Raw genomic sequence first — 21,186 nt, 5'->3', positions numbered from 1 at the left:
AACGGGCTGGTCAGAGCGTCGCAGTGAGCCTCGCGCTAACGCTGGGTTCGGCCGCGGTGTGGGGCCTGGCCCACCTGTGGGCAGGCCGCCGCGTCACGGGCGTCCTCCTGATGGGCGGCTACGCGATCCTCGTCACCGCCGTCACCGTCACCCTGCTCCAGGCCCAGTCGGAATTGATCTCCCTGGCCGTGCAGCCGGACTGGCTGCGGACCTTCGCGCTGTCCGCGCTGCTGTTCGCCGCCGCCACCGTCGCCGTGGTCATCCGGTCCTACCAACTGGTCCGCCCCGAGTCCATGCCGGACACGGCCCGCTACCTCTCCGCTCTCGCGGTCGGCCTGCTGTGTGCGCTGGTGATCGCCCCGATGGCCTACGTGGCCCGCCTGGCCCTCGTCTCCCAGCGCGTGGTCACCTCGGTGTTCGCGGCGAACACCGCTCCGATCCCGGTGGACCCGTGGCGGGGCCGCGAACGGGTGAACCTGCTGCTGATCGGTGCCGACGCCGCCCCCGGCAGGCCCGGCGTGCGCACCGACAGCATGACCGTCGCCAGCATCGACACCAGGACGGGCGAGACCGTCCTGTTCGGCCTGCCCAGGAACCTGGAGCGCGTTCCGATGCCCGCCGGTCCGGCCCGCGACCGCTTCCCCTATGGCTTCGGAGGCGAATCGCCGTACACACCGGGCCTCCTCAACGAGGTCTTCCAGTACGCCGAGGACTATCCCGACATGGTCCCGGGTGCCCCCCGGGGCCACCGCGGCCCGACCCTGCTCAAGAGAACGATCAGCGAGATCACCGGGCTCGACATCACCAACTACGCCATGGTCGACATGAGCGGCTTCGCCGACATCATCAACGCGATGGGCGGGGTGAAGGTCACCGTCAAACAGCCCATCGTGTACGGCAGGCAGAACGAGGGCCTGATCCGGGCGGGCACCCACAAGCTGTCCGGCGAGGAGGCGCTCTGGTTCGGCAGGGCCCGCACCTACAGCGACGACTACGTCCGCATGGGCCGGCAGAAGTGCCTGATGAACGCCGTCGCCAAGCAGGCCGACCCGGTGACGGTGCTCAGGAGCTTCGAGAAGCTGGCTGACGCCACGATGCACGCCGTCTCCACCGACATCCCGCAGGCGCTGCTGCCGAACCTGATCGACCTGTCCGACAAGGTGAAGCAGGCGAAGATCAAGAGCTTCCAGTTCGTCCCACCGCTGATCAACACCGCCTACCCGGACTACCCGCTGATCAAGCACAAGATCAGCACCATCCTGGCGGAGTCGGAGTCGGAGTCGGAGTCGAAGGCCGAGCCCGCCGCCCCCGGTCTCGCCAGAGGCCCCCGCAGGCACACGGAAGAGGATGCCGTCACCCTCGACAGCGCCTGCAACTGACACCGGCGGCGCGCGGAGCGGGACGCCTTCCCTCTTCGAGACCTTGACCTATGGGCGTTGGATTTCGAGGCGCAGTCCTGCTGAGACGTCCGGCCTTCTGGTGCTGAGCCGTCCGATCTGCCAGGTGGTCGACGCCGGACGACCCGCCGACGAGCCGTGACAGCACGTCGTTCAGGCATGCTCGCCCGAGGCCGCCATGCCAACCTCGATCAGCATGGCCCGGTGGCCGCCCGAGGCCACCGTACCGGCCTCTGTCAGGGCGGCTCGACCACCGACTCGGCCACCGGCTCGGCCATCGTGCTTCGCGGATCTCTCCGGCACCCGGCGCAGCTCTCCGGCGCCCGGGGCAGCGGCGGGCAACGGCCCAGGGGAAGGGGTCACAGGCTCGCGGCCAAGGGCACGGAGCCGTAACGATGGAGCCTTCCCATCGATTCCTACTTGACCGCTAGGCATAGCAGGCTCTTATATACATATAACCGACTTATTAAGTAGGAATTAGGGAGTGGTTATGAACGCTCGCAGGGTTCGCGGGGTGGTGGCCGCACTGGCCGCACTGGCGCTCACGACCTTGGCGACCGCCTGCGGGGGCACGGAGACGGCGGGGACCACGGCATCCGCCACCGGTGGCGGGGACAAGCTCGCGGAGGTCCGGCTCGGATACTTCCCCAACATCACGCACTCCACGGCGCTGGTCGGCATCGAGAAGGGTCTCTTCGCCAAGCACCTCGGCGGCACCAAGCTCACGACCAGCTCCTTCAACGCCGGTCCCGCCGCGATCGAAGCGGTCTTCTCCGGCGCGATCGACGCCACCTACATCGGCCCCAACCCGGCCATCAACGCCTGGGCCAAGTCCAAGGGCAAGGCGATCAAGATCGTCGCCGGCTCGGCCTCCGGGGGCGTGTACCTGGTGGTCAAGCCCGAGATCAACGGTCCCGAGGACCTCAAGGGCAAGAAGATCGCCACACCGCAGCTCGGCAACACCCAGGACGTGGCCCTGCGCTACTGGCTGCAGGAGAAGGGTCTGAAGACCGACACCAAGGGCGGCGGCGACGTCAACATCGTCCCGCAGGAGAACTCCCAGACCCTGCAGACCTTCGCCACCGGCGACATCGACGGCGCCTGGGTGCCCGAGCCGTTCGCCAGCCGCCTGATCCAGGAGAGCAAGGGCAAGATCCTCGTCGACGAGCGCGACCTCTGGCCGAACAAGCAGTTCGTGATCACTCACCTGATCGTCCGTCAGGAGTTCGCCGCCCAGCACCCCGAGACGGTCAAGCAGCTCCTCGAAGGACACGTCGAGGCCAACGCGGCGATCAACAGCGACCCGGCCGACGCCGCCAAGACCGTTAACAGCGCGCTGGAGAAGCTGACCGGCAAGCCGCTCAAGCAGGAAGTCCTGGACAGCGTCTTCAAGAACATCACCTTCACCAACGACCCGATCGCCTCCTCGCTGGTCGGCAGCGCGGACCACGCGATCAAGATCGGCCTGCTGCAGCCCGTCGACCTGAACGGCATCTACGACCTCGCCCAGCTCAACGAGATCCTCAAGGCCAAGGGCGAGACCGCGGTCGTCGACAAGTAACCGTCCGACCCGTACTCAGTAGGAGGGCAAGTGACAGCTCCGCTCCGGGAGCGGACGTCCAGCCGGACCGAGGGCAGCGAGCCCGCGGTCCGGCTGGACGGCGTTTCCAAGATCTACGGTCAGGGCAAGAACGGCCTGCTGGCCCTCGACAACGTCTCCCTCTCCGTCGGGCAGGGTGAGTTCGTCTGCCTGCTCGGCGCCTCCGGCTGCGGCAAGAGCACGCTGCTCTCCCTGGTCGCCGGGCTCGACGGCCCCACGGCCGGCCGGATCGGCACCGAGGGTCGCAAGATCGCCATGATGTTCCAGGAGCCCGCGCTGTTCCCCTGGCTCACCGTCTCGGCCAACGTCGAGATGGCGCTGCGGGTCCAGGGCGTGGCCAAACGCGAGCGTCAGGCCCGGGCCGGGGAGTTTCTGGACATCGTCCACCTGGGCGGTTTCGGCGACAAGCGCCCGCACGAGCTGTCCGGCGGCATGCGTCAGCGGGTCTCCCTGGCCCGTGCGCTCGCCCAGGACGCCGACGTGCTGCTGATGGACGAGCCGTTCGGCGCGCTGGACGCGATGACCCGCGACCTGCTCCACGACGAACTGGAGCGGATCTGGCGTGAGCGCGGGCTCAGCGTGCTTTTCGTCACCCACAACGTGCGCGAGGCCGTACGGCTGGGCGACCGGGTGGTCCTGCTCAGCAGCCGTCCGGGCCGGGTCGTGGAGGACTTCGCGATCACCCTTGACCGGCCCCGCCGTACCGACTCGGCGGAGGTCGCCGAGCTCGCCGGCACCATAACCGCCCGCCTGCGCGAGGAGGTCATGCGCCATGGCAGTTGACCAGGCACCCGCCGACAGCCATGCCCGGCAGCTCGCCGGGCTCGACGCGCTGGAGCTGGGCGGCGCCACCCGTAGGGGGATCGCCCCCCGGATCTGGGGCCGTGTCTGGCCGATGGCCCTGGCGATCGGCATGGTGCTGGCGATCTGGCAGAGCGTGGTCTGGGCCGGCTTCTGGCCGGACTACGTCTTCGCCGGGCCCACCGACGTCGTCCCGGTCCTCGCCGAACGTCTGACCAGTGGCGAGTACTGGGAGGCCATCGGCGTGACGATGCGCCGCGCGGTCACCGGCTTCGCCGTCTCGGTGCTGATCGGGCTGGTCCTCGGCGCCGTGGTGTCGCGGATCCGGGTGCTGCGGGCGGCCTTCGGCTCGCTGATCACGGGCCTGCAGACCATGCCGTCGATCGCCTGGTTCCCGCTGGCCATCCTGCTGTTCGGGCTGACCGAGAGCGCGATCACCTTCGTGGTCATCCTCGGCGCCGCACCGTCCATCGCCAACGGCCTGATCGCCGGGGTGGACTACACGCCGCCGATCCTGCTGCGGGCCGGGCACGTGCTCGGCTTCCGCCGCCTCCAGCTCTACCGCCACGTGATCCTGCCGGCGTCGCTGCCGTCGTTCCTCGCCGGGCTCAAGCAGGGCTGGGCCTTCGCCTGGCGCTCGCTGATGGCGGGCGAACTGGTGGTCATCATCGCCCACCAGTCCTCGCTGGGCGAGCGGCTGTTCTTCGACCGGGAGCTCGCGGACTCGGCCGGCCTGCTCGCCACCATGATCGTGATTCTCGTCATCGGCATCGGGGTGGACCTGCTGTTCGAGACGGCCGACAACTCTCTGCGCCGCCGCTGGGGCCTTGCGCAGGTGCGCAGCTGACGGATGCGGATCTCCGCCAGAACCCAGTACGCGCTGCGTGCCGCCACCGAACTGGCCGCCGCGCCGCCCGGCCCCGTGCCCGCCGAGAAGATAGCCGCGGCGCAGAACATCCCCCGCCGGTTCCTGGACAACATCCTGCTGCAGTTACGGCGGGCCGGGCTCATCCACAGCCAGCGGGGCCCCGACGGGGGCTACTGGCTGGCCAGGCCCGCCGAGGAGATCACCCTGGCTGATGTGATCATGGTGGTCGAGGGCAATCCCGAGCACTCCCAGCACGGCGGTTACCCGGGGGTCGCGGGTCCCCTGGCCGACGTGTGGAGTCTGCTGCGCGAGCACGAGGAGACGCTGCTCACCGAGATCACCCTCGCCCACATCACCAAGGACGCCCTCCCCGGCACCCGTACCGGTCCCACCCAGGACGGATAGGCACGGAAGGCCGGAGACGAAGGGGCGGGTCGCCGATCGACGGCCGGAGTCCGGTGACCCGCCCGTTCGCTAGCGACGGAAGCGTCCGGCGACCCGCCGCACAGAGGGTGACCCGCCCGTTCGCTAGCGACGGAAGCGTCTGGCGACCCGCCGCACAGAGACGGCCGGAGTCCGGTGACCCGCCCGTTCGAAAGCGGCAGGAGCGTCCGGCGACCCGCCGCACGGAGACGGCGGGCAGGTCCGATGACCTGTCAGTGGAACACCTTCAGCCCGGCGACCCCGGCCACGACCAGCAGCAGGCACACGATCCGGGCCACTGACGAGGACTCGCCGAGCCAGATCATGCCGACGACGGCCGTGCCGACCGCGCCGATCCCGACCCAGACGGCGTAGGCCGTGCCGACGGGGATGAACCTCAGCGCGTATCCGAGCCCGACCATGCTCAGCACCAGGGTCACCAGGAAGATCAACGTGGGCCGGAGCCTGGAGAACCCTTCGGACCTCTCCAGGGCGATGGCCCAAGCCGTCTCCATCGCCCCGGACACCACCAATATCAGCCACGCCATCGCCTGCCTCCCCGGCTCCTTCCCCGGCATACCCATCACACGGAGTCACGGATCGTGGCAGGATGATGACCCGCAGGGGTTGCAATGGTTTTCATAATCAGATTGGATCGTCGTCGTGAGGGTGGCATTCGTTGGTAAGGGCGGCAGCGGCAAGACGACCCTGTCGGCGCTGTTCACGAGATACACCGCCCACCGGGGCGGGCCGGTCGTCGCGATCGACGCCGACATCAACCAGCACCTGGGCATGGCGCTGGGGATGGGAGAGGACGCACTGCCCCGGCCGATGGGCGCCCACCTGACAGAGATCAAGGAATATCTGCGGGGCGACAACCCGCGCATCACCTCGGCTGCGGCGATGGTCAAGACCACTCCTCCGGGCCGCGGTTCGCGGCTGCTGCACCTGGAGGAGTCCGACGACGCCATCCACGGCAGGTTCGCCGTGACCACGCCGGACGGGGCGAGGCTGATGGTCACCGGCCCGTTCGACGAGGACGACCTGGGGGTGGCCTGTTACCACTCGAAGGTCGGCGCGGTGGAGCTGTATCTCAACCACCTGGTCGACGGAGCGGGGGAATACGTGGTGGTGGACATGACCGCCGGAGCAGACTCCTTCGCCTCGGGCCTGTTCACCCGGTTCGACATGACGTTCCTGGTGGCCGAGCCGACCCGGCAGGGGGTCGGTGTCTACCGGCAGTACCGCGACTACGCGGCCGACTACGACGTGCCGGTGGCGGTCGTCGGCAACAAGGTGCACGGTCCGGAGGATGTGGAGTTCCTGCGCGAGCACGTCGGCGACGACCTGCTGGTGTGCCTGCGGCACTCGGCGGCGATCCGGGCGATGGAGCAGGGGCGCCCGTTCGGCCTGGCGGATCTGGAGCCGGGCAACACCGAGGCGCTGGGCGTGCTCCTGAAGCATCTGGACGCCCAGGAGAAGGACTGGTCGCGGTCCGGCCGCCAGGCCGTGCAGTTTCACCTCAAGAACGCTGAAGCCTGGGCGAACCGCGCCACCGGCGAGGATCTCGCCGCCCAGATCGACCCCGAGTTCGTCTTCGGGCCCACACGAGTGTCGCTTCCCGGCTAGATGGAGCGACCACCGGACCCGACCTAGTGTCTGAATGATCCCCTTCTGAGAGGAGAACGCAGCATGTCGCTGACCGTTTCGAAGGATCTGCTCGATCAGGCGAAAGCCGGCGAGGTGGACGATGCGGCATTCGTCGCCTGCGTCCGCGACTCCCTGCCGTATGCCTGGTCGGTGATCACCGAGCTGGTCCGGCAGCGCGACGACACCGGTGCGGAGTTCGCCGACAACACCGTTCCCCCGCCGGACGAGGCCGCCCGGGGCCAGCTCCTGCGCTGTCTCGCCAGCGACTCCATGCGCGGCGCCCTGGAGCGTCACTTCGGAATGAGGCTCGCCTTCCAGAACTGCCACCGGGTCGCGGTCTTCGACCCCGCCGCCACCAAGGCCCACGCCGAGTTCGTCACCGCCCGATCCCAGATCCTCAACCAGACGCCCGAGCTCGTCGACTGCTAACCGCGGACCCGGGGCAGCACCTCCGCCCCGAACCGCCTGATGTTGCCGAGGGTGCGGGCCTGATCGCCCGCACCCTCGACCATGAGGATCAGATGCCTCAGACCGGTGACCTCGACGGTCCGTCTGATCCTCTCGACGCAGTGGCCGGGCGACCCGACCGGGTGCGTGTCGCAGAGGAAATTCACATATTCGGAAATATCGCGCTGTGGTCGTGCCCGACCGTCCACCGGCACATATCCCGCGAGCCCCGGCTCCAGCCACCGCGGCATGGTCTCCCGGAGTTCCCGTACGGCCTGGGCCGTCGAGTCGGCCACGTGTCCCACGACCGCGGCCACATGCCCGGGAACGCCCTCCCCGGCCGCCAGGTGTCCGGGAGAGAAACCCTCCGGCCGCGCCGTTCCCTCTCCGCGCCCCGGAAGCTCCTGTGCACCCGGCCGACCGGCGGTCGGCGGCCGCCGTACGGCCGCCGCCCGGTAGTCCCGGAGCATGGCGGCCTTCTCCTCATCCCCGATGTGCATGCCCAGCAGCATCGGCAGTCCCCGCTCGGCGGTGAGGGCGACGGTCTGCGGCGAAGTGCACGCCACGACCGGCCGGAGCCTGACCGCCGGGACCATCGGCACCTCCCTGAAGCGGAAGAACTCCCCGTCGGCCGCGACCGTGTCCCCGGCCAGCGCCGCGCACAGCAGGTCGAGCGACTCGGGGAACCCGCGCTCGAACCTCGCCGGTCCCGTCCCGAACACCTCCAGGTCCACCCACGGCCCGCCCCTGCCCACCCCGAGCGTGAACCGCCCCCCGGAGAGCTGATCGAGGACCGCCGCCTGCTCCGCCAGGTCGACCGGATGCCGGGTGGACAGCACGCTCACCGCCGTGCCCACCCCGATCCTGGAGGTACGGCCCAGCGCCACCCCGGCCAGGGTGACAGCCGACGGGCACACGCCGTACGACATGAAGTGGTGTTCGGCGATCCAGGCGTCGTCGAACCCCGCCTCCTCGGCGGCCACGACCGCCTCCACCGTGTCCCGCAGCACCTCCCCCGCACTCCGCCCCGGAAATCCCGCCGCAACCAGAAAGACGCCGATACGCATGGTGAGTACTTTGGGACAGTGCGCGTGAACAGGAAAGGTCAGATCACCATTCCGGCGAGACTCCGCAGAAAGTTTGGGCTCCAGACAGGTGACTACGTCACCTTCACAGAGGTGGACGGTGAGATTGTCATCATCCCGAGAAAGAGCACCGAACAGCCAGGGCAGGACCAGGAGGCATGGCACGATGGAGTAGGAGGCGAAGATGGACTTTGATGCCCTGGAGGGGCGGCTCACCAATCTGTGTCGGCAGTTCGGCGTCAGCGAACTGTCCGTCTTCGGATCCGCCGCACGCGGAGAGGACCGGCCGGACAGTGATGTCGACCTGCTGTACGTCCGCGCTGAAGGCGCTCCGCTCGGCCTGCTTGAAATCATGACGCTTCAGGAGGAACTGGCGGCTCTCTTCGGCCGCCCCGTCGACCTGGTGGCCAAGCGCTATCTCAACGAGACGATCAAGGATCAGGTTCTGCATGAGGCCCGAATCCTCTACGCGGCGTGACCCGCTCTATCTCGTCGACATCATCAGGTCCGCGCGTTCCATTGCGACCTTTCTCCAGGATGTAGACGAAGATCAATGGCTCCGCGACGAACAGCTGCAGTCAGCCGTGCAGTGGAAAATCATGAACATCGGCGAAGCCGCCAACGGCCTCAGCGAAGTCATCAGAGACAGCCGTCCCGAGATTCCCTGGCGACAGATCCGCGGCCTCCGGAACATCCTTGCCCATGCGTACTTCTCGGTAGATCTCGGCGCGATTTGGATCACTTCCCGAACGTTTGTCCCAATTCTAGAAAAACACGCCCTCGCCCTTCTCTGGTTGGTCGATCCTGACGTCGCCAAACAGTTTGAACATCTCGGCCCCAACCGGGCGGATGACCTTCTACCCGAATAGTCCAAGCTGGCCCTCCCCCGCCAGGGGGTTGCGGTGTCTCTTGAGGTGGCGCCAGCGGGGCAGGTCGTCCAGGTAGGACCAGGACAGGCGGTGGTGCTCGGTCGGCCCCAGGGAGGCCAGGGCCGCCTGATGGACCGGGGAGGGGTAGCCCGCGTTGTCGGCGAAGCCGTATTCCTCGAAGCCGAGTGAGGCCATGTAGGCGTCCCGGCGGACCTTGGCCACCACCGAGGCGGCCGCCACGGAGACGCAGGACAGATCGCCCTTGATCTCGCACCGGACCGGCCAGGGCGCGCCCAGGTAGTCGTGCTTGCCGTCGAGGATGACCGCGTCGGGCCTCACCGGGAGCGCCGCCAGCGCCCGTCTGGCCGCCCGGCGCAGGGCCTCGGTCATGCCGAGCGCGTCGATCTCCTCGTGCGACGCCTCGCCGTACCCGATCCCGGCCGCCCACCCGGTGATCAGATCCACCATGGCGGTACGGCGGGCCGGGCTGAGCATCTTGGAGTCGGTCAGCCCGGCGGGCGGCTCGGACAGGTCGGTGACGACCGCGCAGACCGCCACCGGCCCGGCCCAGGCGCCCCGGCCGACCTCGTCGACACCGGCCACCAGCTTCGTCCCGTCGGCCGACAGCAGTCGTTCGAGCGCATAGGAGGGAGGCACCGCCCCGACGTTACCGTCCGGCGGGCCGCACCGCCGCCGAGCCGGTCACGGACGCCGATGTCCGGTGGCCCGCCACCGGACCGGCCGCGGACCTCATCGGACGGCCGGCGCCCGCCCGGCACCCGGCCGCGAAGGTCACCGGGCGGCGAGCTGGACCGCCGCCAGGTCGGCGGCGAGGAGGCGGGCGGCCACGTGGACGGCGCGCAGGGTGACGGACACGGCGGGGCGGTGCACGCTGGAGGCACGGGCGACCGCGTGGACGTCGCGGCCCACCGGGACGCCGGGAAACTCGCGGACGACGATGCCGCGGACCCCGGCGGCCAGGGCCAGGGCGGGGACGGCCGCGATGCCGATGCCCTTGGCGACCAGTCCGAGGATGGTGCCCAGGCCCTCGAACTCCCACGGCACCGGCTGGGCGCCGCCGACGTCGGCCAGCAGGCGGTCCACGGCCAGCCGGGAGGGCTCGCCGTCCGGGGTGGCCATCCACGGCTCGTCGCGGAGCTCGCGCAGGTCCACGGGCTCGTCCGGAGAGGCGAGCCGGTGCTTGCGCGGCACCACGAGCACCAGCGGGTCGTGCAGCAGCGGGAAGACCCGCATCGTGTCGGACGGGCGCACCCGGCCGTACCAGTCGTCCACCAGGGCGATGTCCACCTCGCCCGACTGGACCTCGCGCATCCCGCGCCCGGAGCGCCCCTGTCCCATCCGCAGGGTCAGCGCGGTGTGGCGGCGCAGCGTCCGGGCCAGCGCGGGCGCGAAGGCCACCGCGGCGGTCGGGAAGGCGGTGACGGTGACCCTGCCGGAGGGCGTCGCCGCCTGGGCGGACAGGTCGGACTCGGCGGTCTCCACCATGGCCAGGATGCGCTCGGCGTGCTCGACCAGGCGGCGGCCGGCGTCGGTCAGCTCGGCGCTGCGGGCGGTCCGGTCGAGCAGCACGGCTCCGGCCTCCCGCTCCAGTGCCGCCAGTTGCTGGGAGACCGCCGAGGGGCTGTAGCCGAGGGAGAGGGCGGTCGCCGCGATGCTCCCCCGGCGGGCAAACTCGCAGATCAGCACCAAACGCCGTAAATCGAGCATCGGACTTCCTTATGCCTACCCACAACAACCGAAGCTTGTCCTGATGCCTGGAGCACACCACGCTTGGGAACGTTCCGCAACAAGCGAGAGGACTTCCCCATGAACGTGACGCTCTCCGCCACGCTGGCGGCCAACGAGGAGATCGAGCGAAGACGGCGCGCCGGTGAGCGCGTGCTGAACCTGGCCTTCGGGGAAGCAGGTCTGCCCGTTCATCCGGCGCTACGCGAACGTCTGGTCGCCGCGTCCGGGCACAACGGATACGGACCGGTCGCCGGGGCCACGGTGCTGCGTGCGGCGGCGGCCGGATACTGGCGTCGGCGGGGCCTGCCCACCGACCCCGAGCTGGTGGTCTGCGGTCCCGGAAGCAAGTCCCTGCTCTACGGCCTGCTGCTCGCGATCGGCGGCGACATCGTGCTGCCGATGCCGAGCTGGGTCAGCTACGCCGCCCAGGCCGATCTGGTCGGCGCGCGGCCCCTGCTCGTTCCGGCTCCCCCCGGCGAGGGAGGGGTGCCGGACCCCGAGCGGGTCGTCTCCGCGGTCCTGTACGCGCGGTCCCAGGGGCGCGACGTGCGCTCCCTGCTGGTCACCCTGCCCGACAACCCCACGGGCACGCTGGCCGCGGCGGGCACGATCAGGCGGATCGCCGAGGTCGCCCGCGAGCTGGATCTCACGATCATCTCCGACGAGATCTACCGTGATCTCGTCCACGACACCACCGCGGGCTTCCTCAGCCCGGCCGAGCTGGCCCCGGAACGCACGGTGATCACCAGCGGGCTCAGCAAGAGCCTCGCGCTCGGAGGCTGGCGGATCGGCGTCGCCCGGCTCCCCTCGGTGGCGCTGCGCGACCGGCTCCTCGCCGTGGCCAGCGAGATCTGGTCCAGCCCCGCGGCCCCGGTCCAGCAGGCGGCGGCCTACGCCTACACCGAGCCCGCCGAGCTCGTCGAGCGGATCGACGAGAGCCGGCGGCTGCACGGCACGGTGGCACGGGCCGTGCACGAGAGGTTCGTCCGGGCGGGGGTGCGGGTGGACGCGCCGCAGGGGGGCTTCTACCTCTATCCCGATTTCAGCGGGATGGCCTTCACGACCTCCGCCGAGCTGACCGCGGACCTGCTCGACGGGCACGGCGTCGGCGTGCTCCCCGGCCACGCCTTCGGCGACGATCCCCGGGCCCTCCGGGTGCGGGTGGCGACCAGCCTGCTGTACGGCGAGACGGCTGAGCGGCGACTGGCCGCGCTGGGCGCCTCCGACCCCCTCGGACTGCCCTGGATCGCGGCCTCGCTGGACCACCTGAGCGATGCCCTGACCGGCCTCGAAGCGACGCGGCGGGTGCCCGGACGGCTCATGCGCGCACCCCTGGTCCCGGCCCCGGTAGGAGGGTGATCTCGAACGAGCGCCGCTTGGCCAAAAATTTACCTGGGGACCGACCGGGCCTGAGGCGGCATCTGCCCGTCTGACCTGGGCTTTTACCCCTGGATGGGCGGGGAGCCGGGTAATTTCCCGGATGCTCACCAAGATGTCCCGTGTCATTTGGCACCGGGCATCTTGGCGAGCCCCCATCATGTGCTCATGCCCGCTTTTGTCACCCTGTCCGGGCGCTCCGTGCGCCTGGAACCGCTCAGCCTCGCGGCCGTCGACGACCTCGTCGCCGCAGCGAGTGAAGACCGTTCTACTTACGCCTTCACTCGCGTTCCCCAAGGCCGGGGCGAGATGGTCTCCTATGTGGAGGCCACTCTGGCTGAGCAGGCGGAGGGCCGTACGATGCCCTTCGCCATCCGGTGGCTGCACACCGACCGCGTCGTCGGTGCCACCCGTCTCATGAACCTGGAGTACTGGCAGGGCCCCATGCCCTGGCCACCGGGTGCACGCAGTGCGGTGGGCGAGGTCCCGTCCGTGGCGGACATCGGTTACACCTGGCTGGCCGCTTCGGCCCAGGGCACAGGTGTCAACCGGGAGAGCAAGTATCTGATGCTCTCCCACGCCTTCGAGACCTGGCAGGTCCACCGCATCACGCTCAAGGCTGACGTACGGAACGTACGCTCCCGAGCCGCCATCGAGTCCCTCGGCGCACACCTCGACGGTGTGCGCCGGGCGGAGACCCGGGGCGCCGACGACACTGTCCGAGATACCGCCTACTACTCGATCCTGAGCTCCGAATGGCCGCTGGTCCGAGAACGGATCCACGCGCGGCTCGGTCTGGTCGAGGCTGCGTAGAGGCTGCGTAGAGGCGTCCCCGTCACTTCGATGACTTCATGGAACAACAGGCCCGCCCGGAACTCCGGGCGGGCCTGACGTTCATCCGGTGACGGCCGCACCGGCCTTACTCGTCGTCGCCGCCGTCGGCCTCGTAGATGTAGTCCCACTTGCCGCAGTACTTCCTCTTGTCCTGGTGGTTGTCCCAGTAGCAGACCCGGACCTGGACGTTGTCGACGTCGTGGTTGGCGAAGTGGAAGGACCCGTAGCCGCTGGAGCCGCACTTCCTGGCCCAGTAGTAGGTCTCGTCGCCGTCCTCGTTCTCGAACTTGACCTGGGCGTAGCCGCAGAGCCAGCTGGGCGAGTACTTGTCGTAGAGCTTGCCCTGGACGTGGATCCGGTCGGAGCCGTCGCTCCAGACGCGTCCCTTGGCCTTGGCGCGGGAGTCGTCGTAGTACTTGGAGTAGTCGTAGCCCCAGTAGTCGTCGTAGGCACTGGCGGTCGTGCTCGCGGTGACCGTGGCGGCCGAGGCGGAGGTGGCCAGGACCGGAGCGCCCGCCGCGATGACGGCGGTGGCGGCGGCGAGGCCCAGGAGGGTGCTGATCGTGCGGCGCATGGCGGGTTCTCCTTGCGGGGGGCGGCTCCCGCTTCCTTCCGGGGAGCCATGACTCATTGATAGGGCGAGCCGCCTTCACCGCACTTACAGCGCCTTTATTAGTTCCTGCAATCTGCTGACATGTCGGGCATGGCAGCCCCCGTATGGCGCCATGCCCGACACCCACCAGCATCCCGTCTCCTGCTCAACACCGAATTGACGAGCGATCAACAGTTCGGCCAACGAGTCGACGGCCGTCTATGGAGTAAGCAAAGAAGGATCTATTATTTGGTCATAAAACTTTCCATTAGATGGAGATCAGAGAAATGGCTGTTCAGGGCAGCGAAGACGGGTTGCGCTTCGCCGTGCTCGGCCCTGTCCAGGCCTGGCGTGACGGTGCCGAGCTCGATCTGGGCACTCCGCTGCAACGTTCCATCCTGGCGATGCTGCTGCTGCGCGAGAGCCGGGCGGTGACCCCGGCCGAGATGATCGACGCCGTCTGGGGGGAGGACGCCCCACCCCGTGCGCTCGGTGCGCTGCGCACCTACGTCTCCCGGCTGCGGGCCGTACTGGAGCCCGGCAGGTCTCCCCGCACCCGCCCCGAGCTGCTGACCTCGGTGGGCCGCGGTTACGCGCTGCGCCTGAACGGCGCCACCCTCGACCTCGCCTTCTTCGACCGGGGTGTCCAGGAGGCCGAGGTCGCCCGTCGGGCCGGGAACCTCGCCGGGGCCGCCGAGAGCCTGCGCGCGAGCCTGGCACTGTGCACCGGCGAGCCGCTGGCCGGTGCCGTCGGTCCCTACGCCGAGCATCAGCGTGACCGGCTCGTCGAGCGCCGGCTGAGCGTGCTCGAAACCCTGATGGACCTGGATCTGGAGCTGGGCCGGCACGCCGACGTCGTCTCCGAGCTGATCGTGCTGACCGCCGACCACCCGCTCCGCGAGCGGCTCCGCGCCCAGCTGATGCTGGCCTACTACCGGTGCGGACGGCAGGCGGACGCGCTGGCGGCCTTCGCCGACACCCGCGCCGCGCTGATCGACGAACTCGGCATCGAGCCGGGTCCCGACCTGACCGCCCTGCACCAGCGCATCCTCACCGGCGATCCGGCCCTCACCCCCGCCTCCGGCACCGACCCGGTACGGCTCGCACCCGCCGAGGCCCCCGGACCGGCCCGGGAAGCGGAGGTCGCCGAGCTCGCGGCTCCCGAACTGCCGCGCCCGGCGCAGCTCCCCGCCGCTGTGGGCGATTTCACCGGGCGCCGCCAGATCGTCTCCCGGCTGTGCACCCTGCTTTCCGCCGAGGGCGGCGGCGACGGCGTGCCGGTGGCCGCGATCTCCGGCATCGGCGGCGTCGGCAAGACGACGCTCGCGGTGCACGTCGCCCACGCTCTGGGCGACATGTTCCCCGACGGCCAGCTCTACGCCGACCTGCGTGGATACGGCGAGGAGCCGACCGCGCCCGAGTCGGTGCTGGGTGCGTTCCTGCGCGCTCTCGGCCTGCCCGCGGACGTCATCCCGGACGGCCTGGCCGAGCGGTCGGCGCTGTTCCGCTCGCTCCTGGCCGACCGGCGGATGCTCGTGCTGCTCGACAACGCCCGGGACGCCGACCAGGTCGGCCCCCTGCTGCCCGGCTCGACCGGCTGCGCGGCGATCGTGACCAGCCGCGGCAAGCTCTCCGACCTGGCCGCGGCCCGGCTGGTCGACCTGGACGTCATGGAGCCCGACGAGGCGCTGACCCTGTTCGGCACGGTCGCCGGCGCGGAGCGGGTGACCACGGAGCGCGCCGCCGCCATGGACACCGTGGCCGCCTGCGGTTTCCTGCCGCTCGCGGTGCGGATCGTGGCCGCCCGGCTGGCGGCCCGGCCCTCCTGGACGGTCGCCTCGCTGGTGACCCGGCTGGCCGACGAGCGCCGTCGCCTGGACGAGATGCGCGTGGGCAACCTCGCGGTGGAGGCTACCTTCGCCCTCGGTTACGGCCAGCTCGGCCCCGCGCAGGCCCGGGCGTTCCGGCTGCTCTCCCTGCCCGGCGGCCCGAACATCTCGATCGGGGCCGCCGCCGCGCTGCTCGCGCTGGACCCGGTGGACACCGAGGACGTCCTGGAATCCCTCGTGGACGCCAGCCTGCTGGAGGCCCCCGCCCCCGGCCGCTACCGCTTCCACGACCTGCTCAAGCTCTTCGCCCGCCGTACCGCCGAACGGTCCGAGCAGGACGCGCGGCAGACCGGGTCCGCGGGTGCGGGCGGGGAGGGCGGGGAAGGCGCACCCGCGCTGCGCCGGCTGCTCGACTTCTATCTGGCCTCCGCGAGGTCGGCGCACCGGCTCGCCTACGAGGGCAGCACGGTCGCCGACCAACTCGCGGTGACCGTGCCCGGCCACGCGTTCACCTCCGCCGACGAGGCCGTGGCCTGGCTGTCGGCCGAGGCCGAGTCGCTGTTCGCATCGATCGTCCAGGCAGGCGGCGCCGAGGATGCCGCGAGCCTGCTGCCCGGCGCCAACCTGCTGCTCGCCATGGAGCCGCTGCTGGAGGCGGGGAGCCACGCCCGTGAGTTCGACCAGCGGAGCCGGGAGACGCTGGCCGCGGCCCGCCGGATCGGTGACGTCTCCAGCGAGCTGCGCTGCCGCTACGTGCTGGGCCGGGTGCTGTTCGGCGCCAATCTGCTGGCCGAGGCGGAGGAGGAGTTCTGGGCGTCGCTGGAACTGGCCGCCGGGGGCGACCGGATCGTCACCGGCGAGGCGATGAACGCGCTGGCCGTCGTGGCCGGGCGCAGGCGCCGCCACGTGGAGGCGCTGACCTGGTTCGACTCGGCGCGTAAGGCGTTCCGGGAGGTCGGCGCGCGGGGCGGCGAGGCACTGACGCTCAGCTACTCCGCCCGCGACCACCTGTTCCTGGGTCAGCGGGCGGAGGCGATCGCCGCCGCCGAGCAGGGCCTGGCCCTCTTCATCGAGCTCGGCTCCAGCGCGGGCACCGCCCGTGCCCGCTATCACCTGGGCATGATCCTGTCACGGGTCGGGCGGCTCAACGAGGCGGTCCACCATCACGCGGAGTGCCTGGCCTTCTTCCGGGCCAGCAGGCAGCGGGTCTGGGAGCAGCGGGTCTGTTCCCGGCTGGCCGAGACCCTCATCGCCGCCGGCCGGTTCTCCGACGCGACACGCCACGCGGAGCAGGCCCTGGTGGTCAGCCGGGAGATCGGCCACCCGTACGGCGAGGCGCTGTCCCTGTGGGTGCTAGGCAGGGCGCTCGCCGGTCTCGGCAGCACGGGCCGCAGTCACGACTGTTTCGAGCGCGCGCACGACATCTTCGTCAGGCTCGGCGCCCCCGAAGCCGCGGATCTGCGTGTCCTGCTCGACCGCGACTCCGTCGACAACTGACCCGAGCTCGTCGTACAGATCGTCGTCGAGACTCGTCATCCAGAAATGGTTGATCACTGGGATTCCCGTCAGTCTGAATCCGGATGTCGGACGTGGGGTGCCCGGCCGGCCGTCTGGCCATCGGAGGACGCGTAGGGGGCCCGGTTGTCCGGTACGTCATCCGCTGGCCGGCCGCCTCACGTCGACGACCGGCCGGACTCGACACGGTCCCCTCCCCCCGGGTTCCGTGCCCACTGCCAGAGCCTGCCCTCCGGTGCTCAACATCCGATCAACAACCGATCGGCGAGGATATCCACAGCCTGTGGAGAATCACCCTGTGGATATGTGGAAAAACCCTTCGGCGATCAGCGACCGGAGCCCCTCGGGAGCCTTGATCCGCAGGTCATCGGGGTCCTCCCCGGTAAGCTCCGCGATCGCGGCGAGCAGCGGCTCCAGTGGATAGTCGCCGTCGCAGACCCCGGCGAGAGCCGCCTCCACGGTCCCCACCTGCGCGCTGCGGCGCAGCCCCCCGGTCTGCCTGAGCGTGATCCTCGACGGGTCCTCGGCGCCGGGCGGCCCGACACGCTCCTCCAGCACGCCGCCCGCGAGCACCGGCCGGGAACCCAGCAGCTCCCCGTCGGTCAGCCGATGCGCCTCGGCGATGGAGCCGAGCACCTCGTCCACATATCCGCCGACCGGGAGCTCCACCTGTTGCCGGAGCTCCTCCACCCGGACCACGGGGTCGAGACTGCCGGAGTCGTGCACGGTGATCCAGCCGAAGCCGACCCCCGTGATGTCCATGGACGCGAACCAGCCGAGCCACTCGTCGTAGAGCTCGCGGTACCGGGGGGTGCCCTGTTCCGCGGCGTCCCTCAGCCACAGCTCCACGTACTCGGCCGGGTCCTGGACGTCCCGCTGGACCACCCAGCCGTCGCAGCCGGTGCCGGTCAGCCACCCGCCAACCCGGTCCCGCCAGTCCTCACCACCGACGTGCAGCCAGTTGGCCAGGAGCTGGCAGGTGCCACCGGGGGCGAGAAAGCGGGGGGCCAGCCGTACGAGGTCACGGCAGAAGCCGTCGGCCTCGAACCCCGACTCCCGGTAGGTGAAGCGGCCGCCGGGAGAGATCACGAACGGCGGGTTGGCGACGATCAGGTCGAAGCGCTCACCGTCGACGGGATCGAACAGGGAGCCCTCGCGGGCGTCCACCCCCTGGACTCCGGACAGCGCCCAGCTCAGCCTGGCCAGCTCCAGCGCGCGGGGGTTGACGTCCGTGGCGACGATCTCGCGGGCCCGGTCGGCCAGGTGCAGCACCTGGACCCCGCAGCCGGTGCCGATGTCGAGGGCGCGCTCCACGGGGCGGCGGGAGACCAACTGGGCCAGGTTCGCCGAGGCCCCTCCCGCACCGACGACGTGGTCCTCCCGGAGAGCGGGGTCACCCGGCCTGACCTTGCGGTCGGAGACGACGTAGCCGCCGGTCTCCCAGGGCTGCAGGTGGACCGCGGAGGTGACCCGGCCCCTCTCCACGGTCACCAGCCCCGCGGCGGCCAGGTCGGCCACCGGGAGGGCGGCGGGCGCGTCCACCGGGACGCCGAGCCACCACAGCCGGATGAGCGTGCCCAGGAGGTCTCCGTCGCGGGTGGCGCGCAGGGCGGGCACCGTCTCCTCGCGCGAGAGTGCGGTGGCGGCGACCTCGCCGAGTCGCTCGCGGACACCGTCGATGGTGTAGCCGGCGTCGAGCAGCAGCTCTCTGAGCCGGTCAGGCAGATCGTTCACCCGGCCATCCTCGCACCAGGAGCACCGCACCCCACTTGTCACCTAGAGTGATATGTCAGACGCAGAGCGGAGCAAGCGTTCTGCAAGCGGATCTCAAGTGCGAGGCGGTAATCATGTGGAGCCACCTATCCGCTCCGAAGGATCCGCGATGTTGATCCCCTGTTTCGGCTGTGAGTCCCGATTCCGCCCCGACGACTATTTTCGCGCCTGCCACGACTACAACCGGGGGACGGATCTGGTCTCCTGGACCTGTCCCCGGTGCGGCAACCAGGACGAGTTGCGGGTCTTCCCCGGAGAGCTGGGCTTCGGCTACTCCCGGCACGGCAGGCTGGACATCTGCGATCGGGTGCGGGTTCCCGGGCTGCGGCGCCGCCGCCAGGACCTGCGGCTGGACATCTCACTGGACGAGAAGGTCTGGCGGGTCTCCACCCGGCCGCGTCAGCTGGCGGGCGCGCACTGAGACCGCTCCGGCCCGGAAGAGCCCCCGTGATCCGGGCCGGAGCCCTCGGCAGAATCCTTCCGGCGCCCACGGTGCCAACCGGATGCCGGGGTCAGAGGGGCTGCTGGCGCAGGCTCTGCCAGGCGGCCTCGCAGAGGCCCGCCAGCTCCTCCTCGGTGGGCTGATGCGCCCCGGCGAACCACAGACGGCACATCTCGGTGGCCGGGCCCAGCCAGAGCACGTAACACATGGTCGGGTGGACGGGCTGGAGCAGGCCGTTCTTCATGTGGGGCCGCCACCAGTCGGAGACCTGTTTGAAGAACGCCTTGCGTGAATCCGCCACCTCGGCGCCACCCGGCTCGTTGCGCTTGGGCGGTCGCTCGCTGATCAGCAGGTGCGCCCGTTCGCGGTTCTCGCCACTCCAGGCCATGTGCAGTGCGACGATGGCCTCGATGCCCTCCTTCGCCCCCTCGTGGCTCCGCAGCTCGGCGAGGAAGGCCTCCTGATACATCTGGAGGGTGTCGGCATAGAGCACGCCGAAGACGTGTTCCTTGCTGGTGAAGTGGTGGTAAAAGCTCCCGACGCTGACGCCGCTCTCCTTGCGGAGGCTGGCCAGCGTGGTGGCCGAGACACCGTCCTGGCTGAATCGGCGCAGGGCCCCCTCGACGATCCGGGTACGGCCGTCGCGTCCGTTCTTGGCACTCTTCACAGGCCAATGGTGAGGCAACAGAACCTTGTTCCGCAAATGACGCGGCGGCATGGAGGGGAAGGTCCGACCTTAGCACCTCTGTCCCGCCCGGCCGGGATCGGTTCAGCGGCCGACCGCCGCGACCACCTCGACGGTCCCGGAGGACACCTTCATGGTCGCCTCCGGCCATGCCCTCCGGACCATCGACAGCACCGTGCGGTTCTCGCCGAGCACGTCCATCCCCAGTGTCCGGGCCCCGTTGGCCGAGGCGCGGCGCAGCAGTCCGCGGGCGAGCCGGGAGCCGATCCCACGCCCCTGCCACCCGTCGGCCACCACCAGGGCGATCTCCACGTCGGTCCCGCTCCCCGTGAAGCTCATCGCATGGCCGACGACGACGTCCCCGTGCACGGCCAGCAGCACGTCCCGCCGCGCGTCCACCGCGACCATCGCCCGGACCAGGCTCGCGCTCGGGCGGCTCATCCCGGTGAAGAACCGCAGCGCCCGGGTCCGCGGCGACAGTCCCGCGAGGAAGCGGTGGACCCCCTCTGCGTCGTCCACCCCCGCGGGCCGGATCTCCACACCGCCGATCGGCTCCCGCTCCGGATCGCGGAGCGTCGGCGCAAGCTGGGTTCGCATCATGAACTTAGAGTCGCGCCAGACAGCTGAGTCTGTCAACTAGACTTAGGTGTCGTTGGAGGTGCGGCCATGACGACCTACGATGCGGACATGAGTGAGGCGGTTCTCGGCACCATGTCCTACCGGGTGGAAAACTGCTCCATCGAGCGCACCCTGGCCGTCGTCGGCGAGAAGTGGACGTTCCTCGTGCTCAGAGAGGCGTTCATGGGGGTGCGGCGCTTCGCCGACATGCAGGCCGCCACGGGGGCGCCGAGACAGGTGCTCAGCGCCCGGCTGACCCGGCTGGTGGAGGAGGGCCTGCTCCGCAAGGTCCCCTACCGCGAGCCCGGCCAGCGCCGACGCGACGAATACCGGCTGACCCAGATGGGACTGGACCTCTATCCGGCCCTGATGGCGCTGATGCACTGGGGCGACCGGTATCTGGCCGACCAGGAGGGCCCGCCGGTGCTCCTCACCCACCGCGACTGCGGAGCCTCCGTCGAACAGCACTTCCGCTGCGCCGAGGGCCACGAGGTCACCGGTCCCCGCGAGGTCACCCCGCGCCCCGGACCGGGCCTGCGCTCCGCCGCCACGGCGCGCGCGGGCGGCGCCGGAGACTGAGCGGACCCGTGCGGCGGCCACGGCCCGCCGCCGGGGGACCCGCCGAATGATCC

At 70.2% G+C, this 21,186-nt stretch carries 23 protein-coding genes; 15 read left to right on the top strand and 8 right to left on the bottom strand.

Annotated elements, in window-relative coordinates:
- The first annotated feature begins 23 nt into the window (after positions 1-23).
- The 5 genes from OHA77_RS21515 to OHA77_RS21495 all read left to right on the top strand — a co-directional run bounded on the left by OHA77_RS21515 (position 24) and on the right by OHA77_RS21495 (position 5,071).
- The gene (locus OHA77_RS21515; RefSeq protein WP_406311357.1) at positions 24-1,379 is read left to right on the top strand and encodes an LCP family protein; all 1,356 of its coding nucleotides are present in this window, start codon (positions 24-26) and stop codon (positions 1,377-1,379) included.
- A gap of 508 nt (positions 1,380-1,887) precedes the next feature.
- Positions 1,888-2,958, top strand: coding sequence for an ABC transporter substrate-binding protein (locus OHA77_RS21510; RefSeq protein ID WP_326826513.1), 1,071 nt, complete (start codon positions 1,888-1,890; stop codon positions 2,956-2,958).
- 30 nt (positions 2,959-2,988) lie between these two features.
- Positions 2,989-3,780, top strand: coding sequence for an ABC transporter ATP-binding protein (locus OHA77_RS21505; protein WP_406311356.1), 792 nt, complete (start codon positions 2,989-2,991; stop codon positions 3,778-3,780).
- Entirely contained in the window at positions 3,770-4,645 is an 876-nt protein-coding gene (locus OHA77_RS21500; protein ID WP_326826515.1) for an ABC transporter permease, read from the top strand. Before OHA77_RS21505 ends, OHA77_RS21500 begins: the two co-directional genes overlap by 11 nt.
- 3 nt (positions 4,646-4,648) lie before the next feature.
- Complete coding sequence (locus OHA77_RS21495) at positions 4,649-5,071, top strand: RrF2 family transcriptional regulator (RefSeq protein WP_406311355.1); 423 nt, start codon at positions 4,649-4,651, stop codon at positions 5,069-5,071.
- A 251-nt stretch (positions 5,072-5,322) separates the two neighbouring features.
- On the opposite strand, the gene OHA77_RS21490 is transcribed toward OHA77_RS21495, so the two are convergent.
- Positions 5,323-5,637 (bottom strand): DMT family transporter, encoded by a 315-nt coding sequence (locus OHA77_RS21490; RefSeq protein ID WP_406311354.1) that lies wholly within the window; start codon positions 5,635-5,637, stop codon positions 5,323-5,325.
- Positions 5,638-5,752: 115 nt separating this feature from the next.
- Here OHA77_RS21490 and OHA77_RS21485 point away from each other — a divergent pair, with 115 nt between their 5' ends.
- Positions 5,753-6,718 carry an ATP-binding protein gene (locus OHA77_RS21485; RefSeq protein WP_406311353.1) on the top strand — a complete coding sequence of 322 codons (966 nt, stop codon included), beginning with the start codon at positions 5,753-5,755 and terminating at the stop codon, positions 6,716-6,718.
- Between the two features lie 63 nt (positions 6,719-6,781).
- Complete coding sequence (locus OHA77_RS21480) at positions 6,782-7,168, top strand: SCO5389 family protein (protein ID WP_326826519.1); 387 nt, start codon at positions 6,782-6,784, stop codon at positions 7,166-7,168.
- Here OHA77_RS21480 and OHA77_RS21475 read toward each other — a convergent pair.
- Positions 7,165-8,253, bottom strand: coding sequence for an LLM class flavin-dependent oxidoreductase (locus tag OHA77_RS21475; RefSeq protein WP_406311352.1), 1,089 nt, complete (start codon positions 8,251-8,253; stop codon positions 7,165-7,167). The two genes, OHA77_RS21480 and OHA77_RS21475, sit on opposite strands and share 4 nt — an antisense overlap.
- Positions 8,254-8,271: 18 nt before the next feature.
- Between OHA77_RS21475 and OHA77_RS21470 the strand changes: the two genes are divergently transcribed.
- The 3 genes from OHA77_RS21470 to OHA77_RS21460 are packed head-to-tail and all read left to right on the top strand — an operon-like array spanning position 8,272 to position 9,140.
- Positions 8,272-8,466, top strand: a complete 195-nt coding sequence (locus OHA77_RS21470) for an AbrB/MazE/SpoVT family DNA-binding domain-containing protein (protein WP_406311351.1) — start codon at positions 8,272-8,274, stop codon at positions 8,464-8,466.
- A complete protein-coding gene (locus tag OHA77_RS21465) occupies positions 8,456-8,749 on the top strand; it encodes a nucleotidyltransferase family protein (protein WP_406311350.1) in 294 nt (97 codons plus the stop codon). The genes OHA77_RS21470 and OHA77_RS21465 overlap by 11 nt, the downstream gene beginning before the upstream one ends.
- Positions 8,721-9,140 carry a DUF86 domain-containing protein gene (locus OHA77_RS21460; RefSeq protein WP_406311349.1) on the top strand — a complete coding sequence of 140 codons (420 nt, stop codon included), beginning with the start codon at positions 8,721-8,723 and terminating at the stop codon, positions 9,138-9,140. The genes OHA77_RS21465 and OHA77_RS21460 overlap by 29 nt, the downstream gene beginning before the upstream one ends.
- Here the strand turns inward: OHA77_RS21460 and OHA77_RS21455 are convergent.
- Positions 9,129-9,797, bottom strand: a complete 669-nt coding sequence (locus OHA77_RS21455) for a ribonuclease HII (protein WP_406311348.1) — start codon at positions 9,795-9,797, stop codon at positions 9,129-9,131. The genes OHA77_RS21460 and OHA77_RS21455 overlap by 12 nt on opposite strands.
- A 135-nt stretch (positions 9,798-9,932) precedes the next feature.
- Positions 9,933-10,868 carry a LysR family transcriptional regulator gene (locus OHA77_RS21450; protein WP_326826524.1) on the bottom strand — a complete coding sequence of 312 codons (936 nt, stop codon included), beginning with the start codon at positions 10,866-10,868 and terminating at the stop codon, positions 9,933-9,935.
- Positions 10,869-10,967: 99 nt separating this feature from the next.
- Here OHA77_RS21450 and OHA77_RS21445 point away from each other — a divergent pair, with 99 nt between their 5' ends.
- On the top strand, positions 10,968-12,248 hold the full coding sequence (locus tag OHA77_RS21445) for a pyridoxal phosphate-dependent aminotransferase (protein ID WP_406311347.1): 1,281 nt from the start codon (positions 10,968-10,970) through the stop codon (positions 12,246-12,248).
- 186 nt (positions 12,249-12,434) lie between these two features.
- Positions 12,435-13,079: a GNAT family N-acetyltransferase gene (locus tag OHA77_RS21440; protein ID WP_184754771.1), complete on the top strand. Its 645-nt coding sequence runs from the start codon at positions 12,435-12,437 to the stop codon at positions 13,077-13,079.
- A gap of 106 nt (positions 13,080-13,185) precedes the next feature.
- Here the strand turns inward: OHA77_RS21440 and OHA77_RS21435 are convergent, their stop codons facing one another.
- Positions 13,186-13,674 carry a hypothetical protein gene (locus OHA77_RS21435; protein WP_406311346.1) on the bottom strand — a complete coding sequence of 163 codons (489 nt, stop codon included), beginning with the start codon at positions 13,672-13,674 and terminating at the stop codon, positions 13,186-13,188.
- A gap of 305 nt (positions 13,675-13,979) precedes the next feature.
- Between OHA77_RS21435 and OHA77_RS21430 the strand changes: the two genes are divergently transcribed.
- Positions 13,980-17,018: an AfsR/SARP family transcriptional regulator gene (locus OHA77_RS21430; RefSeq protein WP_406311345.1), complete on the top strand. Its 3,039-nt coding sequence runs from the start codon at positions 13,980-13,982 to the stop codon at positions 17,016-17,018.
- Positions 17,019-17,327: 309 nt separating this feature from the next.
- Here OHA77_RS21430 and OHA77_RS21425 read toward each other — a convergent pair whose 3' ends face one another.
- Positions 17,328-18,770: a methyltransferase gene (locus tag OHA77_RS21425; RefSeq protein WP_406311344.1), complete on the bottom strand. Its 1,443-nt coding sequence runs from the start codon at positions 18,768-18,770 to the stop codon at positions 17,328-17,330.
- Positions 18,771-18,918: 148 nt separating this feature from the next.
- On the opposite strand from OHA77_RS21425, the gene OHA77_RS21420 reads away from it, so the two are divergent.
- Positions 18,919-19,230, top strand: coding sequence for a hypothetical protein (locus OHA77_RS21420; protein ID WP_406311343.1), 312 nt, complete (start codon positions 18,919-18,921; stop codon positions 19,228-19,230).
- A gap of 91 nt (positions 19,231-19,321) precedes the next feature.
- On the opposite strand, the gene OHA77_RS21415 is transcribed toward OHA77_RS21420, so the two are convergent.
- Both OHA77_RS21415 and OHA77_RS21410 read right to left on the bottom strand, forming a co-directional pair.
- Positions 19,322-19,918, bottom strand: a complete 597-nt coding sequence (locus OHA77_RS21415) for a TetR/AcrR family transcriptional regulator (protein WP_326826531.1) — start codon at positions 19,916-19,918, stop codon at positions 19,322-19,324.
- Positions 19,919-20,020: 102 nt separating this feature from the next.
- The gene (locus tag OHA77_RS21410; RefSeq protein WP_406311342.1) at positions 20,021-20,536 is read right to left on the bottom strand and encodes a GNAT family N-acetyltransferase; all 516 of its coding nucleotides are present in this window, start codon (positions 20,534-20,536) and stop codon (positions 20,021-20,023) included.
- A 66-nt stretch (positions 20,537-20,602) separates the two neighbouring features.
- Here OHA77_RS21410 and OHA77_RS21405 point away from each other — a divergent pair, with 66 nt between their 5' ends.
- Positions 20,603-21,133 carry a winged helix-turn-helix transcriptional regulator gene (locus OHA77_RS21405; RefSeq protein WP_406311341.1) on the top strand — a complete coding sequence of 177 codons (531 nt, stop codon included), beginning with the start codon at positions 20,603-20,605 and terminating at the stop codon, positions 21,131-21,133.
- Positions 21,134-21,186 lie beyond the last annotated feature (53 nt).

Origin of the sequence: Streptosporangium sp. NBC_01639 (genome assembly GCF_045209755.1) — a bacterium.
GTDB lineage: Bacteria > Actinomycetota > Actinomycetes > Streptosporangiales > Streptosporangiaceae > Streptosporangium.
Note: the sequence above shows the minus strand (reverse complement) of the source record. Positions and strands in the feature narration are given on the sequence as shown.

What these genes read in the sequence shown, in the direction of transcription:
- OHA77_RS21510 (WP_326826513.1), top strand. Translation starts at nt 1,888, where the DNA reads ATGAACGCTCGCAGGGTTCGCGGGGTGGTGGCCGCACTGGCCGCACTG.
- OHA77_RS21500 (WP_326826515.1), top strand. Translation starts at nt 3,770, where the DNA reads ATGGCAGTTGACCAGGCACCCGCCGACAGCCATGCCCGGCAGCTCGCC.
- OHA77_RS21495 (WP_406311355.1), top strand. Translation starts at nt 4,649, where the DNA reads ATGCGGATCTCCGCCAGAACCCAGTACGCGCTGCGTGCCGCCACCGAA.
- OHA77_RS21490 (WP_406311354.1), bottom strand. Translation starts at nt 5,637, where the DNA reads ATGGCGTGGCTGATATTGGTGGTGTCCGGGGCGATGGAGACGGCTTGG.
- OHA77_RS21480 (WP_326826519.1), top strand. Translation starts at nt 6,782, where the DNA reads ATGTCGCTGACCGTTTCGAAGGATCTGCTCGATCAGGCGAAAGCCGGC.
- OHA77_RS21475 (WP_406311352.1), bottom strand. Translation starts at nt 8,253, where the DNA reads ATGCGTATCGGCGTCTTTCTGGTTGCGGCGGGATTTCCGGGGCGGAGT.
- OHA77_RS21465 (WP_406311350.1), top strand. Translation starts at nt 8,456, where the DNA reads ATGGACTTTGATGCCCTGGAGGGGCGGCTCACCAATCTGTGTCGGCAG.
- OHA77_RS21460 (WP_406311349.1), top strand. Translation starts at nt 8,721, where the DNA reads ATGAGGCCCGAATCCTCTACGCGGCGTGACCCGCTCTATCTCGTCGAC.
- OHA77_RS21450 (WP_326826524.1), bottom strand. Translation starts at nt 10,868, where the DNA reads ATGCTCGATTTACGGCGTTTGGTGCTGATCTGCGAGTTTGCCCGCCGG.
- OHA77_RS21445 (WP_406311347.1), top strand. Translation starts at nt 10,968, where the DNA reads ATGAACGTGACGCTCTCCGCCACGCTGGCGGCCAACGAGGAGATCGAG.
- OHA77_RS21440 (WP_184754771.1), top strand. Translation starts at nt 12,435, where the DNA reads ATGCCCGCTTTTGTCACCCTGTCCGGGCGCTCCGTGCGCCTGGAACCG.
- OHA77_RS21435 (WP_406311346.1), bottom strand. Translation starts at nt 13,674, where the DNA reads ATGCGCCGCACGATCAGCACCCTCCTGGGCCTCGCCGCCGCCACCGCC.
- OHA77_RS21430 (WP_406311345.1), top strand. Translation starts at nt 13,980, where the DNA reads ATGGCTGTTCAGGGCAGCGAAGACGGGTTGCGCTTCGCCGTGCTCGGC.
- OHA77_RS21420 (WP_406311343.1), top strand. Translation starts at nt 18,919, where the DNA reads ATGTTGATCCCCTGTTTCGGCTGTGAGTCCCGATTCCGCCCCGACGAC.
- OHA77_RS21410 (WP_406311342.1), bottom strand. Translation starts at nt 20,536, where the DNA reads ATGATGCGAACCCAGCTTGCGCCGACGCTCCGCGATCCGGAGCGGGAG.
- OHA77_RS21405 (WP_406311341.1), top strand. Translation starts at nt 20,603, where the DNA reads ATGACGACCTACGATGCGGACATGAGTGAGGCGGTTCTCGGCACCATG.